General features: G+C 56.1%; 12 protein-coding genes. All 12 read right to left on the minus strand.

All coding sequences use genetic code 11. From position 1 onward, the window contains the following. Positions 1 to 154: 154 nt before the first annotated feature. Complete coding sequence (locus KQI26_RS08705; protein WP_216504112.1) at positions 155 to 721, minus strand: hypothetical protein; 567 nt, start codon at positions 719 to 721, stop codon at positions 155 to 157. Further along, complete coding sequence (locus KQI26_RS08710) at positions 718 to 1,311, minus strand: hypothetical protein (RefSeq protein ID WP_118747093.1); 594 nt, start codon at positions 1,309 to 1,311, stop codon at positions 718 to 720. The genes KQI26_RS08705 and KQI26_RS08710 overlap by 4 nt, the downstream gene beginning before the upstream one ends. 3 nt (positions 1,312 to 1,314) lie before the next feature. Beyond that, entirely contained in the window at positions 1,315 to 2,334 is a 1,020-nt protein-coding gene (gene pilM, locus KQI26_RS08715) for a pilus assembly protein PilM (RefSeq protein WP_216504113.1), read from the minus strand. A gap of 16 nt (positions 2,335 to 2,350) precedes the next feature. Next, positions 2,351 to 3,121: an A24 family peptidase gene (locus tag KQI26_RS08720; RefSeq protein ID WP_216504114.1), complete on the minus strand. Its 771-nt coding sequence runs from the start codon at positions 3,119 to 3,121 to the stop codon at positions 2,351 to 2,353. A 160-nt stretch (positions 3,122 to 3,281) separates the two neighbouring features. Next, positions 3,282 to 3,662: a type II secretion system protein gene (locus KQI26_RS08725; protein ID WP_216504115.1), complete on the minus strand. Its 381-nt coding sequence runs from the start codon at positions 3,660 to 3,662 to the stop codon at positions 3,282 to 3,284. A 100-nt stretch (positions 3,663 to 3,762) separates the two neighbouring features. After that, positions 3,763 to 4,968 carry a type II secretion system F family protein gene (locus KQI26_RS08730; protein ID WP_216504116.1) on the minus strand — a complete coding sequence of 402 codons (1,206 nt, stop codon included), beginning with the start codon at positions 4,966 to 4,968 and terminating at the stop codon, positions 3,763 to 3,765. Between the two features lie 15 nt (positions 4,969 to 4,983). Next, a complete protein-coding gene (locus KQI26_RS08735) occupies positions 4,984 to 6,069 on the minus strand; it encodes a type IV pilus twitching motility protein PilT (RefSeq protein WP_216504117.1) in 1,086 nt (361 codons plus the stop codon). Next, positions 6,066 to 7,769, minus strand: coding sequence for a GspE/PulE family protein (locus KQI26_RS08740; protein ID WP_216504118.1), 1,704 nt, complete (start codon positions 7,767 to 7,769; stop codon positions 6,066 to 6,068). Before KQI26_RS08740 ends, KQI26_RS08735 begins: the two co-directional genes overlap by 4 nt. Beyond that, positions 7,766 to 8,275 (minus strand): hypothetical protein, encoded by a 510-nt coding sequence (locus KQI26_RS08745; protein ID WP_216504119.1) that lies wholly within the window; start codon positions 8,273 to 8,275, stop codon positions 7,766 to 7,768. Before KQI26_RS08745 ends, KQI26_RS08740 begins: the two co-directional genes overlap by 4 nt. Continuing rightward, positions 8,272 to 8,601, minus strand: a complete 330-nt coding sequence (locus KQI26_RS08750) for a type II secretion system protein J (protein WP_118747100.1) — start codon at positions 8,599 to 8,601, stop codon at positions 8,272 to 8,274. The genes KQI26_RS08745 and KQI26_RS08750 overlap by 4 nt, the downstream gene beginning before the upstream one ends. Further along, a complete protein-coding gene (locus KQI26_RS08755) occupies positions 8,598 to 9,335 on the minus strand; it encodes a hypothetical protein (RefSeq protein WP_216504120.1) in 738 nt (245 codons plus the stop codon). The genes KQI26_RS08750 and KQI26_RS08755 overlap by 4 nt, the downstream gene beginning before the upstream one ends. Continuing rightward, positions 9,332 to 15,793, minus strand: coding sequence for a Tfp pilus assembly protein FimT/FimU (locus tag KQI26_RS08760; protein ID WP_216504121.1), 6,462 nt, complete (start codon positions 15,791 to 15,793; stop codon positions 9,332 to 9,334). The genes KQI26_RS08755 and KQI26_RS08760 overlap by 4 nt, the downstream gene beginning before the upstream one ends. Positions 15,794 to 15,822 lie beyond the last annotated feature (29 nt).

The following is a 15,822-nucleotide window of genomic DNA, read 5'->3' on the forward strand; positions in this document are numbered from 1 at the left end:
CTACGACCAGCTTCTTGAATTCCGGCGTGTATCGTTTGTTTGGTTTTCCTCTTGACATAATAAATCACCCCATCTGTTAGATAGTATATCATACTGTCTAACAAATGGGGTGCAGTTCAAATGGAAGGGCGGCTTTTTTCTTCTTTCGCCTTTATCAATCTTCTGTGGTTTCCTCTTTTTCCGCAGGCTGAAAATCGGTCTGATATTCGAAAAAGAGCATGGTAGCTGTGGCTTTCACCGATCCATCGTCCTGCTCTGTGATCTGCACATCGGTGATCAGATTCCGCAAGGGGCTGTCATGCAGCCGCTGGAGGACATCCCGCGCCTGGTCATAGCTGCCGCAGGTAAAAGGGATGGTGGCCTGGCGGGCATAGATGGCATCCTCCGGGTCATCCGGCTGAAAGGTCAGGGAGTATTCCTGGCAATCGGCCAAAATGGTATTCAGCTCCACCATCACCGCCTGTAGGTTGTCATATTCCGGCATATACCGGACTTCTCCCTCCTGCTTTTTCAGCTGCTCCGTCAGCTGCTGCAGCCGCTGCTGCTGGCTCCACCGGCTTTCCAGCTGGGTTTTCAGATCTTCGCTTTCCATGATCTCCTGGCCCAGGGTCTGGATCTCTTCATTGAGGGGCATGGAGAACAGCAGCACATAACCGCTGACAACGGCCACCACCACTAAAATGGCCAGCAATACCCGTTCCCGGGTGGACAATTTCCTCACGGCTGCACCTCTTTCTCCATATTTATTTCAAAATATACATGAACCTCGCTCAAGCCCTGGTCCTCCTCCCGGGAGACGGCGGTATCCACACTGGCCCCGGTCACCAAGGGCGACTGCTCCAGCAGGGAAACCAGCTGAGCGCTTTCTCCCAGAGTGACGCCGGAAAAGGTGAGCAGCACCTTGTTCTCCGAAACAGACACCTGCTTGACCTGGGCCGAAGGACGGATGACGCCGTCGATCAGCTGCAAGACCTCCAAAATATCCCCTTGGGCCTGTTCTTCTTCTGTGGGAGCGATGCGCAGATATTCCTCCTGCACCTTGCTGAAATCCTTCAGCTGGAGCAAAAGGGCAGCGTTCTCCTCCTCCAGCTGACGGGCCTGTTCCTCCAGGCCGCGCACTTCCAGCCAGGGGTCCAGGATCATCACTTTGGACAGCGCCACCAGAACCACCACCACAAAGGAAATGTACAGGATCGCTGTGGCAGGAGCGGTGGTGCGATCCACCTTGAAATACAGATTCATCCGTTTTTTGGTGGGATAAGTTTCCTTTTTCCCCTTCACCAAACGGCCAATATCGGTGTTGAGTTTCATTCCTTATCCCTCCTCTTCCTCACAGGCAATGAGCCCGGCGGCGCAGGCCAGCGCGCCTATATTGTCCACCGGCTGCCCACTGGCGCCCATCAGCCCTTCCACCGGCAGCGCAGGAAGCCCCAGAGTTTCCTCCAGCATCTTCCGCAAGGGGGCAATGGCGGCCCCGCCGCCCAGAAGATACACACCGGCCAGCTGATTCTGGCGATAGGTGAAGTGATAAAAATTGATCAGCTTCAGCGCCTCCACGGCGATGTGTTCATAGATCTCCACACACCGGGGATGCTCCAGAATCCCCTGGTAATTGCTGCGCTTATAGCTGTCGGCCAAAAATCCATCCACATTGAGTACATCGGCCACCACGCTGTCCAGCTGACGGCAGCCCGCCGGAATCCGGCGGGTGGTTTTGATCCGGTCCCCCTGCACCACAAAGATCCGGGTGGACAGATACCCCAGATCGATAAAGCAGAATTCCTCGCTTTCTCCGGGGTGGGCCTTGGTGTAAGCCTCCACCAGCTGGATCAGGGCCATCTCCTGGGGCAGGATGCGTTTGAGGTGAAAGCCTCCGGCGGCAAACATACTCACATATTCCTGCACCTGCCGTTTTTCCACAGCAGCCGCCATCATGGTCATCTCTGCTTCTTCCCCTTCTTCCGGCTCCGGGCCGGTGGGACGGCACATGGCATAATCGCAGTGATACTGGTGGGGTTCTCCCCGGATAAAGTCGCTGAACTCATAGGGCAGATTGAGCAGCAGCTGGCTTTCCAGCATCCGGGGCATGGTCACCAGGCGGCAGATCACCTGACCGCCGGGCAGGATCAGTCCGGCCTCTCCTTTGGGCAGGCCCAGCTCTTTTTTGGTCTTTTTCAAAAAGGCCGAAAAGGCATGGGGCATGGTGATCTGATCTTCTTCCATCAGGTTTTCCGGCAGAAGCACCTGATGATATTCCCACTTATCCCCTTTGGACACCGCAATTTTCAAACTGTGGTTGCCCAGGTCAAATCCAATTTTTCGTCTGTTTCCCATTGATACGCTCCTCTTTTTATATCAGCAGGCTCAGATACCACTGAACCCAGCCTTCACCCCACAAAGTCACCACCAACCAGCCCATGGCCAGGAAGGGGCCGAAGGGGATCTCTTTCCCCCGGCTCTTCCCCAAGGCCGCAAACAACAGGGCCAGTACACAGGCGCAAAACACCAGCAAAATCATCTGGAGCCAGCTTTGATAAAGCCCCAACACAAAAAGCAGCTTGATATCCCCGCCGCCCATGGTCTCCTTTCCCAGCAGCCGGTCCATGACAAGGGACAACACCAGCAGAGGAAGGGACACACTCAAAGCCCCCAGGAGCATGGTTGGCAGGGTTTCCCGCCAATTCTCCCCCAGGAGAACGGCCCAGAAAAGGCGCCAAGCGCCCAGCACCAGCAGCAGCCGGTCGGGAAGAATATGCTCCTTCCAGTCGATCAGCGACAGCAATAACAGCAGCGCCGCCGCCCCCAAAAGCATCCCCAGCTGTGGGGACGGGCCGAAACGGAGGGTCAGCGCCCCGAAGGACAAGGCCCCCAGCCCTTCTGCCGCAAGGCAGGACAGGGGAATGGGCGCGCCGCAATAGCGGCATTTGCCCCGGGACAGGAGAAAACTGAACAAGGGTACCAGATCCCGGGGGGCCAGCACATGGCCGCAGCTGTCGCAGCAGGAGCGGCCGGTGGGAAGACCGTGCCGGTCGGCGGCACAGGCCAGAAAGCTCCCCATGGCCGCCCCCAAAAGGGCCATGCAGAAGGCCAGATATCCGGTGAAAAGCTGCTGGGCGTCCATGGTGATCCTCCTTTTTCCGGAGAAACCAGTCTCCGGGGTTTTGTCTGAAACCGCCCTGGGAGAGGGCCGAACATTCGGCCCTCTCCCACAGAGGTTTTGTGCCGCCGGGGGCCACCCCACCCCCGGCGGTGATTGGAATGTTATGGATGCAATGTTTTTGTTAGCTTACACTTGTAACCCAAGTTGTTTTAGCTTCGCCTGTAGCGCTAATCTCAACTTTAACAAATCCGCTTTTCTTTTGACCATACGCACTAATAGTCGGTGTGTTCCCGGTCTGGGCTTTTCCGGTATCTGCATTGTAATAATATGTTGCTTCACCCGTTCCAGCGCCATTCATCATGTACTCAATCATAGCCGCAGCCTTGGCAGCCCGCTCGTTGGCATCATCGGTAGCCGACTTTGCCTTGTCCAGGCTGGAACTGACCATAGGAATAGAAACAATCACCAGGATGGCGATGATGGCCACCACGATGAGCATCTCAATGAGGGTGAAGCCGCCGGAGCGCTTCATTTTCTTCCGCAGTCTCTCTTTCAGATTCATATTGACTCCTCCTTATACTTTCCCTTCGCCCTCCCGGCAAAGGATGCAATACTGTATCCGTCAAAAGGCGGGGGGTGCCGCCTTTGAAGGTCTCTTTCAATCAAATGGCGTCGTACAGCTGGAACATGGGCAGATAGATGGACAGCAAAATGATGACCACAAAAACCGCCATGATACAGATGATAATGGGCTCCAGCAGAGACAAGGCCCGGGCGGACAGCACATCCACCTCGTTGTCGTAAAATTCCGCCTGGATCTCCAGCACCGATTCCAGAGTGCCGGTGGTCTCGCCCATGGCGGTCATATTCACCAGCATGGGAGGCAGATCCGGGCATTGGCGCATACACTCACCCAAGGATTGGCCGCTTTCCACCCCGGGGATGGTGCCCCCGATCTGCTGAGACAGATAGGCGTTGCTCACCGAGCGGGAAGCGGTGTCCAGTGCCTTCAGAATGGGCATTCCGGCGGAAAGCATGGCGGACATGGTGTGGGAAAACTGGCTGGCCGCCGTCATCAGCGCCACTTTGCCCAAGATGGGCAAAGTCAGCCGGGCCCTGGCCATATGTACCCGCCCTTTTTCGGTGGCGGCATACAGCCGCAGGGCAAACAATCCGCCGGCCCCCAGGGCCAGAATCACCCAGATGTATTTGCTGAAAAAGTCAGAAAGGCCGATGACGATCCGGGTGGTCAAAGGCAGTTCCAGATCCATGCCGGAAAAAGTGGAAGCAAAGGTGGGCACAGCAAAGGTCATAATGACCAGAATAACCCCCACCGCCACCATCAACAGGAAAGCGGGATAGATCAGCGCCCCGATGGCCTTGCTCCGTGTCTTGTTCATCCGGTCGTAATAGGTGCTCATCCGCTGGAAGGCCCGCACCAGATCTCCCGATTCCTCCCCGGACTGGATGGTCTCCACAAACACGGCGGGCAGTTTTCCCTTGCCCCGCTGCAAAAAGCTATAGGACAGGCTCCAGCCGTTGGCGATGTCCTGGGATACCTGACCCAGCAGCTTTTTCAGCATCCGGTCGGAAACCTGGGAGGCCACCAGGTCCACTGCCTGGTTCAATGGCAGGCCGGCCTGGAGGATGATGGAAAACTGGCGGCACATCAGAGCAAAGACCTTCAGGTTGAGCTTCTGGTATTTTTCCAATAGATCGGTGCGCTGGGCGGAGATTTCCTCCAGCTTGAGCACCACATCATAACTTTGGCGTATCTGCGCCACTGCCTGGGCGGTGTTGGATGCTTCCAGCACCCCTTCGGCCTTCCGGCCATCACCGCCCACGGCTTCATAACGATAGGTTGGCACGCTTTTCCCCCCTGTCTATCGGGTAAATCCCCGGGGCCGAGCCCCCAGGGGAGCCGCTCCCATACCTTGGGCCGGCGAAGGCGGTGCGTGCATGGCCTGCTCCATGGTCTCCCGGGTGATGGAGCCGCTGCGGTACAGGTTTTGCAGCGCCCGGTCCATCAGGATATTGCCGATGGCCCCGCCGGTCTGAATGGCGTTCTGGATCTGGGGGGTCTTGCCCTCCCGGATCAGATTGCGGATGGCGTCGTCGGTTTTCATCACCTCGCAGGCCAGCACCCGCCCGCTTCCCGAGGCCTTGGGCAAAAGCTGCTGGGAAAGCACTGCTTTCAGGGTCATGGACAGCTGCAAGCGGATCTGCTGCTGCCGCTCGGCGGGGAATACATCCACGATACGGTCGATGGAATCGGCCGCCGAATTGGTGTGCACCGTGCCGAACACCAGATGCCCGGTCTCGGCTGCGGTGAGGGCGGTCTGGATGGTGTCCAGATCCCGCATCTCGCCCACCAGAATCACATCCGGGTCCTCACGCAGCGCAGCCCGCAGCCCGGCGGCAAAGCTCATGGTGTCCCGGCCGATCTCCCGCTGGTTGATCAGGCTCTGATCCGGTGTGTAAATATATTCCACCGGGTCCTCCAGGGTGAGGATATGCACCGGCTTTGTGTGGTTGATCCGGTCCAGCAGCGAAGCCAGGGTGGTGGATTTGCCCGAACCGGTCTCGCCGGTGATGAGCACCAGGCCCTGGTTATAGGAACAGAACTCCTGGGCCACCGGCGGCAGCCCCAGCTCCTCCAAAGGCGGGATGTGGTCATTGAGCAAACGGATGGCAGCGGAATAGGCCCCCTGCTGCCGGAACACATTGATACGACAGCGCACCCCGGCAATGGTCCGAGCCAGGTCCACCTCTCCGGCCTGCTCCAGCTGGGGAAAATCCTCCCCGGCCAGCTCGTGGGCAAACCGAAGGCATTGCTCCTTGTCCAGCCGATCCTCTTCCAGGTTCTGTATGCTTCCATCCACCCGGCACTTGGGGGGAAGTCCCTGCACCAGGTGCACATCGGAGCCCCGCTGCTCCCTGGCTTTTTCGATCAAACTCTCAATGTTCATTTCACTTGTCCCCCTATGACCTTGACGATTTCCTCTGTGGTGGTAATGCCCTCGGCCACCAGATGGGCGCAATCCTCCAGAATGGGCCGGAAGGTGGAGCGGCGCACCGCTTCCTCCATGGCCTTCCGATCCTTCTGATGGATGGCGTGGCGCATATCCGGGGTCATGGTGAGGATTTCAAACACACCTGTCCGGCCCCGGTAGCCGGTATGGAAACACTCGGAACACCCGGTGCCCCGGTAAAACTGGTAGTCGCCCTGGGGCAGTCCCAAAAGCTCCAGCTCTTCTTGGGAGGGGGTGTAGGCCTGCTTGCACCGGGGGCAAATTTTCCGCACCAGCCGCTGGGAGATGATGCCCCGCACGCCGCCGGCGATGAGATAAGGCTCCACCCCGATGTCCAGCAGACGGTCGATGGAAGAAAGGGCATCATTGGTATGGATGGTGGTGAACACCAGGTGGCCCGTCATGGCGGCCCGCATGGCGATCTCCGCTGTTTCACCGTCCCGGATCTCGCCCACGGCGATGATGTCCGGGTCCTGGCGCAGCACCGCCCGCAAAGCATTGGCAAAGGTCAGGTCGGTGCGGTCGTTGATCTGCACCTGGCAGACCCCTTCCATGTGGTATTCCACCGGGTCTTCCAGGGAAATCAGGTTGATCTCTTCGCTCTTTTTCTGATCGATCATGGTATACAATGTGGAGGTTTTGCCCGAACCGGTGGGGCCTACCACCATCAGCACCCCTTCCCGGCTCCCGGCCATCAGGTCCAGGAATCTCTTCCGGTTTTCTCCCCGCAGGCCGATGCCCTCCATCGAAACCATCTTTTCATCCTTCCGCAGCAGACGGATCACGATCTTTTCCCCATAAATAGTGGGCAAAGTGGATACACGCAGATCCAGGTTTTCCTGCTGCACCGTCATATTGATACGGCCGTCCTGGGGGATGTTTTTCTGGGCGATGTCCATCTGGGCCATGATCTTGATGCGAGAAATCACCGACATCTGCAATTCCCGGGGAACGGTGATGATATGGCGCAAAGCGCCGTCAATGCGCATACGGATGGACAGCTGCGTACCCATGGGCTCCAGATGGATGTCGCTGGCCTTTTCTGTATAGGCCCGCTGGATGATGGAGTTGACCAGCCGGATGGTAGGGGCGGCATTTTCGTCCTCCTCATCGGCGGCCAGCTGGAATTCCTCCCCCATCCGCACCGCCGAACCATATTGGTTGGTGTCCAGATCCCGGCGCATATCCTCGATGGCCTTCATGGTGCCCTGGTTGCTGTACAGGTTCTGCAAAGCCCGTTCCAGAGCCTCCTCGGTGGCGATCATGGGAATGACCTGACGGCGTGTAGCCGCTCCCACCTCTTCGATGGCGGCAAAATTCAGCGGATCGCTCATGGCCAGATACAGTTCCGAGCGGGTGGCCCGCACCGGCACTACCCGGTGCTTTTTGGCCAGGCTCTTGGGCACCAGCTGCGCCATCTCCGAGGAAATGGACGCCGAATTCAGATCGATGAATTCCAGACCCAGCTGAGCCATCAGAGCATCGATGACCTGGCTTTCGGTGATGATATGACTGTCCCGCAGCACATCGCCCAGCCGCTTGCCGTTTTCCTTCTGGATAGCCAGGGCCTGCTGGAGCTGCTGCTGGGTAATGGCCCCGCTGCCCACCAGCAGGTCGCCCAGTCTTGTGTATTTCATATACTTCCTCCCTCCCCCCGGTCTCCATTGAGACATCGGACGGAAAAACTGGTTGCTTGATTTTCTCCCGTCACCCCGGACACCTGCAATTCCACATGGAAAACACCGTCTTCATAGGTGATCTTGTAATTTTTGATCTGGCCGGTGCCATTCCCATAAGCTCCGGTGGAAAGCATCCGCCGGCCATTGGCCAGCAACTGTCCCTGATCGTCCAGACTCAGAACGGTCCGGCGGCCATAACTGATGCTGGTGTAGTAATCCAGGGTGCCATCGGGCAAAAGGGTCACATCCCGGGCAAAACGCAGCTCCCGGGTGAGCAGATCGGTGAGCGTGGACAAGAGCAGACGGCTTTCCGCCTGGCTTGTCACCTGCTGATAGCTGCGATTGGCCATGGAAAGACCGGTGTGGAGCATCAGGGCCAGCACAGCCAGCACTCCCGCCGCCGCTGCCGCTTCCACCAAAGTTACGCCTTTCTGGCTTTTCAGCTTGCTTTTCATGGCTCTCATGGGCCGGTCGCCTCCAAGCCATAGGAATACAGCTCCTCTGTGCCATAGACCTGCACCGGGAGCAAGACCTCGCACTCCCCTTCCTGGACTTTCACCTGAGGAGCGGTATCTACCCCCTCGGCCACGGGAGTCTCACGGTTTTCCGCCGCCGAAAGGGCCTGGTAAAACCGGTCATCGGTCTCATCGCTTTTGCGGATCATCTGGATGGAGGCCGCCACACCGCTCATGAGCAGCGCCACCGACAGAGCAGAAATCAGAATGGCCGCCAACAGCTCCACCAGGGTTTCCCCTTTTTGGCTTTTCAGCTTGTTTTTCATGGCTTTCATTCTTCCTCCTCTCCCGTGGTGATCCAGCCCACTTTCCACTGCAGCGGTTCCGTTTTGTTATCTCCTTGAGAAAGCGTACCGGGCAGAGAGGGCCGGTTGGTGCTGGGAGTCAGCTCGGCCTGGAGCTGGTAGCCGTCCAGCTGGGCCGTCAGCTCAATGGCATAGGACTCTTTCACCACTTTCAGCTGTACCTCCACCTCTTTTTCGTCCAGTGCTGTACCGGTCTGGGGATGTACCTTCCAGGTGTGGTTAAAGGTGCCTCCACTTTGCAGAGTCAATGTGGCAAACTTGCCTCTATCCAAAGTGCTTTCGATCTGCTGGGCAAAAAGGGTGTCCAGGTCTTTCTTCAGCAGTCCGGTCAGCTGGGATTCTGTGTCCGCTCCTTTGCGAGTGCAGCTGCCTTCCAGCTGAGTGAAGTAGTAATAAGTGGTCGTTTCAATGGTCTCTTCACCGGTTTCCGGGTCTTTTACCGGCGTTTCCTCCACTACTTCCTTGTAATTGTATATTCCCTGGTATTCCGAGCGGACGATCTCATCACAAATGAGATCCGCCGCCGAAGACAGGGCCAGATAGCTTTGGTGCTCCCGAAGATTGCTGCGGGCTTTGCCTGCATTGGACACCGCCGCCATCAGGATGGTAGCCGAGACCAGAGAGCACAGCGCAAGAAACAGCAGGGCCAGCAGCAGGGAGGCTCCCCGCTGACTTTGGAGTTTTCGTTTCAAAGCTATTTTCATGGCTGGCCCCCTTCTGCCCGATCCCGGATATTCACCTGCAGATACTGCCACTGGATATGGGTCCGGCCTTCATACTGGAAGGCGATGCGCAGCCGCACCGAAGCGATAGTGGGATAAATTTTCTGGGCATAGGCGGTGATTTCCACGGTGCCGGGAATTTCTGCACCATCCGAATCCACAGCCCATTGGGCCCAGATCATCTCCCGCATTTCTTCGCCCACTTCTTCGATCTCCACAACATGGATCTCTTTCACAGTCTGTTGCTCGCCGTTCATCCACAATTCCAGATCCTGAGCGGTATAATTCTGCTTCTGTTCTGTTTCCCCTGCTTTCAGCACAAACTCCAACGGGGGAAGCTGCACTTCCGCCGTCTCCACTTCCAGCGACAGGGCGCTGGTGGCCTGATAGCTGGCCGCTCCGTAGGTGAAATCATAGGCCAGCGTCATCTGGGTGGCCCCCAATGCCTGACGGCTTTCAGCAGCCAGGGAAATGGCGCTGAAATCGGTTTTCACCTGGGTGAAGTAGGCAGGATCAAATTCCGTCGTCAAAGCAGTCATCTGAATTTGTTCTTTCAGCTTTTCGGGCAGAGGCCTGTTTTCCCCATCCCGCAACTCCAGCGGCACTTCCACCCGTTCCTCGGTGAACACCTTCACCGGCAAGGGATCGGCCGCGGCCAGGCGCAGATTGGCTGTCACATTGATCGTCACATCCAGGGTATAGGGCTCGGTCTGTCCCGGCGCCAGGTAGGATACCGTCACTGTGGTGCTGCCCGCCTGAAGGGCTGTGACCTGTACGGTGCAGTCGTTCTGTGAGCTTCCTGTCAGCTGGGCCTGAGCGATTGCCGGCGCAGCACTTTCTACCCACCACTGTCCTCCCGGCTCCACACCGGACAAAGTGAAGGTTTCCTCCCAGACTGCTCCTCCTTTTTCCTCCGAATAATCGGCAAAAAGATCCAGATTTACCGGCAGAGCGCCGCTGGGACGGCGGATGCCTTCCAAGGGCCAGTCGCCGTAATGCACATTGGCCAGCTTACTTTCCACCAGATCACTGGACTGGGTAAGAATGGTGGGGAAGGGATAATCTTTGCCCAGCAGACTGAGATCGTTACCGAAACTGTACCGTCCATCCAAAGAGTCTCCCTGGTCTGTTTTGGTGGTGACAGTGGAAAATCCGGCATTTTGCAAACTCTTGAAAGCATCTCCGGAAGAGAGGCTTTTATAGGAACAGTTTTGCACATTTTCTGATCTGTCCAATACACTATTATCTGCTGTTTGGGCAAGATAGAAGCATTTTTTATAGTTCGCCAACCTGGAAAAATTCTCTTTGCGGAAAATTTCTCCCAGACCGCCAATGGCATAATAACTGCCACCGGCCTTTGTGATCTCTTTCAGCCGATGATCCACATCCACATAAGTATAACAATTGTTAAAAGTGGTAACCAGCAATTCCGGCACTCTATTCTTTTCCAAACCGGCCTGAATGGGAGGAGGCGTATAACCAGCAACTGTGGCAAAATTCAATGTTTTCATGAAATAGCCGCCGGTGATGCCGCCGATATGAAGATTGGAAGCAGAAGATTCCAGCAAATTCTCCCCTTGGACAATGCTTCCTCCCGAATAACAGTTGGTGATGGTTTTTTGGCAGGAACCGGCTATACCACCCACACGAATGTTTCGTGCATTGTCGCTGTGTCTGAAATTCAATTCGATGCGGGTGACAGCTGTACACTTGCTCAAAGCCATGTTGCATATGCCTACCAGCCCGCCTACACCGCCTCCGCCGTATTCACAGCCAGAGTTATTGTCATAAATGGTGTATCCGGCCACAGCGCAGTTCTGGATGGAGCGATTGCTCTCTCCCGTATTCGCCGCAAGTCCCACCAATCCACCAATGGCATACCAGGTTCTGTATTCTGAACTATTCTGCGGATTGGTGGCAGAAATAGTAGCCTTACCGCTGGGAGAGTACAGAACAATGTTGCTCAGATTTGCATTGACTGTCACGCCAAACAGGCCAGTGGTGTTCACATTCTCCGTGGAAATGGACAGTTCCTGAATCGTGTAATCGTTTCCATTGTAGCTTCCGCTGAACCAAGCAATGATCTTCCCCGGTGTATACGGTTTGGTTCCCTCAGCAATCTCATCATAAAGCGCTGCAATAGGGGTGTAATCTTTCACCTGGCTGCCGTCCAGATCATGGGTCTGCACCCAGGAATATTGTCGTCCTTGCTGAGCCGTCAGCCGGTTATTGAGGAATAGATAGCCCTCTCCACCTCCTGGCGCAGCCACTCGATTGACAGTTTTCTGTCCCTGATATGCGTACCAGTTGATAAACTGAAGTTGCTGGATGGACCGCACCTGATAGGGACTGCTCTCTGTTCCCGGCAATGCCTGCGCCCTCGTGCTCATCGATGCAGCAAATAAAGGATTCAAACGAACTGTAAAACTGTTGTTCAATGTCCAGGTTCCCACTGGCGGCTGGTTGCTTGCCTGATTTTCTCCATTCACTACCAAGTGTAGACCTTGGCCCTGGTCTTTCTGCCAGGTGTTATAGCTATAAAATTGATATTGCTCACCCATCAAGTGGCGCAGCGCATCATCGGCTTCTTGATTTGTTGTGGCGTAGTTTACAGAAAAAAGCCTATCGTCCCAATAAATATCCTGGCTTTGAAGCGTAGGCCGGCTCAAAGAGCTTTGGTGGAAATAGCCATAGCCATACTGGGTGACCACGCCATTGTCCCCGTGGGCCTCCGAAAGAGTAGAACTGTAAATGGCCTGATTTCCTCCATCGCAAATGGCGCTGAGATGATAGGAAGAAGCCCCATCAATAACCAGCTTTTCCCAATAATAAACGCCCATGCTTCCCAGATCCATCCGATCCGGCCAGGCTCCGTAGTGGATATACTGCCCCCCAGCCCCCGTCAGAGTGCCGGGATAAGGATAATTCCCTTGCGCCGCAGACACCGGTCTTCCCATGCCCATGGCGTCCACCGCCGTGCTTGCCTGCTGCCCGGCCAGCTGAGCCCAGGTCACCGAAGTGGCCCCATCATCCTCATACTGCGCTCCGTAATTTTCGCCCAGATAGGAAAAGTTTCCCTGATCCAGATAAACGCAGTCATAGGTGGGATCGGCACAGAAACCAAACCGCAGGGCTCCGCCTTCGGCGGAAAGGGCCGCCGCGGCATAGCTGCGCCGGATGGTCGCTTCATTCCGTCCGGCAAAACCGCAGGCATACACCGTGCCATACCGGGCCCGGCTGACATCCACCTTGCCCACGCCATAGCATTGGTCGATGGTGCCTCCAGGCCCATTGCGGCCTGCAAAGCTGCCTGCATAGGCATCGGACAGGTTGGCCTGTGCGGTCACGGTCTTTGTCTGAGCCATGCTGGAATGGATATAGCCCTCATTGAGCCCCGCCAAACCGCCCAGATAGACGATACTTTGCTCATAACAGCTGGCCCGGATCTCTCCGCCATACACAGCACAGTTTTCCACCGTGCCGCCGTTATAGCCCACCAACCCGCCCACATAGAGGGGTTGGGTGCGGTTCCCTTTGCGGTTGATCTGGAGGGCCTGATTCTCATCCATCCGATAGACCACATCCTGAAGCACGCCTGTGCTGTAGCCAAACATTCCTACATAGGAGCATTCTTTTCCGTTCAGATCGGTAGTGGCCAGCTGCACACCCCGGATCTCATGGAAGCCACCATTGTAATTGCCCCGGAAAGGACTCTGGTAGCTGGTGCCCACCGGATGCTGCTTCCAATTTCCAGTAAACAGATCATAGGCCTGGTAAACAGTATAATCCAGGTCCAGATGCTGCAAAAACCGATACCGGTTCTGGCTGGCAAAATAGGCATCAAAACTGCTCAGATCCCAGAAATGCCGGGGGGACCGAAGGAGCACCGGCAGCTGCCGGGCCATCTGATCCAGATCCAGTCCCTCTTCATAGTCCAGAATGGCAATGGCATACCGGGGATCGTGGGCAAAATGAGGATTGTAATAGTACTCTTTGACCCTATCCTCTGTGATGTGCTGGATGGCGATCTTCTGATAAAAATCCGTAGAAGCATGGGTGGTATTCACCACCTGTGTGGGCAGGGGGAGAAGGTAATAGTCATTTTCCTTCCCCAGATCCTGCACATCCTTCATCACATAGTAGTCTGTTTCCTTCTGATAGGTAAACTTTTCTGTCTCTTCTCCCATTTCCCCCTGATAGGTCACTTCCAGCGTGGCCCCCAGGGTCGCAATGGAATCGGTGCTCTGGTAGGCCACGGCATAGCCGTCCTCTGTCACCAGCCGATCGTCTTTCAGATGGCTGACATCGCCGCCGCTGAAGCCATAGCTGCCATCTTCATAACATTCATAATAGACCAGGCTGCCCTTTTGGAACTGGGCGCCCCAGTCTCCCCAATGCTCCAGAGAGGGAAGGCCAGGATACCGGTAGCGGGTGAGAGACAGGGTGGTCTGCAAATTATAAGGGTGCGATTGAGCGGCGCTGAGTGAATCAAATGTCTCACGGCCAAACAGAGAATCCCACCGGCTCTCATCCAGCAGTTCTTCATAGGAAAGAGCCAGGCCTTTATGTGCTGACGAAAAACCGAACTGGTCGGAATCCAGATAGCGGGCCTTTTCATAACCTCCCTGCTGACACAAGGGGTAATTGATCACACTTCCTGTGGTAAACAGCATGGCACTGTAAGAGGATGTGACTCTCCCATAACCATCCCCCAGGCACAGCCCGGCGGCCATGCCTCCTTCCGGACTTTGCACAAAGCCCACGGCATAGCTGCTGTCCACTGTTGCGGTGTCACCCGCATTCAGTCGTCCCACAAGCCCTGCGGCCTCCGGCGCTTGGACATAGCAGGCCCCATAGGACTGAGCGATCGCCACGCTGTCCCCTTGGCCCAAAAGGCCACCGGCGGCTAGGTTGCTGCTCACCAAAGTAGAGGCGGAGCACTCTGTGACCGTCCCGTTTGTCAAGCGGCCTACCAGACCGCCCACCATTTCCTGGCCGGTGATCTGATAATCCAGGCCATCCTGGCTGTTGCCCAGCAGCTGCTGGAGGGTAGTTCCATCTTCCCGGCGGTTGTTCCAATAGACCTGACAGCCGGTGATGGACACAAACTTCCCTTCTCCCAGCAAAGCGCCGGTGGGAGTGCTGCCTCCTGTCACGCTGGCATCCACCAAATGGATATTTTTCAGCTGCCGGTAAGCGTCCTCCGTCCCCTCCATCTGGCCAAACACGCCAGCAGGCTGATCTTCCCGGCTCTTGGCTGTCAGGCCGGTGATGGCAAAGCTGCCGCCGTCGCAGCTTTTCAGCTCTTCATTGAAAACAGGCTGGAAAATGTAATCTTCCACCTTTTCCACATCTCCCAGCTGCTGGGCCTGGGTCTTGCCCTCCACCTGGGAAAAGTTTTTATCCAGATTCTGCAAATGGCGCAGGCAGGTAATATAGGCCGTCTCCCCGCCGCTGTCTTTGGCAAACAGGCTGTTGTCCTGGGCTATTTTCTGGGCGCCATTCACCTTCAGTGTGCCTGTATAGGACACCTCGGCCACAATGGTAAAATCTTCTCCATAGGTCAAGGTTGTGCCGGGAGCAGAAAACAGATCAGCAAAATGCTTGCCTTCCTCCAGAGACTCCAGGGTCCAGGTGCTCTCATAAATCAAATAGGCGATGTCCGGCTTTTCCTTCTGGTTTCCCATATCCAGGGTCAGCGGGATCTTCTGTCCCTGGTATTCCAGCTCCACATCCAGACTCACCTGGTCGGCCTGCCCGATCATCTGAAGGGCACGGGGAACCCAATGAGTCACCTGCACCTGCAGATCATTGTCATTTGTGATCTGAATCACCGGCGTGCGCAAAGACAGGGCCGTGCCGCTTTCGGCCGACTCGCCCCCATAATAGCCGATCATCGGGCGGCTCTTCATCCGTTCTTCTTTGTCCGCCTTTCGCCACCGCATATAAAAATCGGCAAAGTCGGCAAGCTCCCCTTCCACCGGCAAAGTATCATCGGAATAGAACACATCCACCACGCTGGCGCTTTCCGGCTCATAGGAGATGTAAAAATCCCCATCCCACAAAGCAGGGTCGATGGCCTCCTGGGGCAAAAGCTCCTTCATGGCCTCTTCATCGCTGCTGTGCACATAGTAGACGGTGATCTGGGTGGTGGCCTCGCCCCCCTCGCTGGGTATGATCTCCACATGGTCGATCCGATTTTGGTCATCCGCTTTTACAGCCGCTTTTTTCACCTTATCGCTGCCGATCAATATGGCTCTGTTCTGGGCCGCCATGAAGATCTCCCGGGCAGCATTGTCCAGCTCCTTCAGCTGCAAATGACGCACATAGGCCACCACACCCACAATGGAAACCCCCAACAGGATCACTGTGATCGCTATGACAACAAGCATTTCCTGCACAGTAAAGCCCTGTTGTTGTTTTTTCAGGGGATTGGGCATTTTTCTTCCTCCTATATACGCCAAGACCA

This window comes from Intestinimonas sp. MSJ-38, assembly GCF_018917925.1.
In the GTDB taxonomy this organism is placed as follows: Bacteria; Bacillota; Clostridia; order Oscillospirales; family Butyricicoccaceae; genus Pseudobutyricicoccus.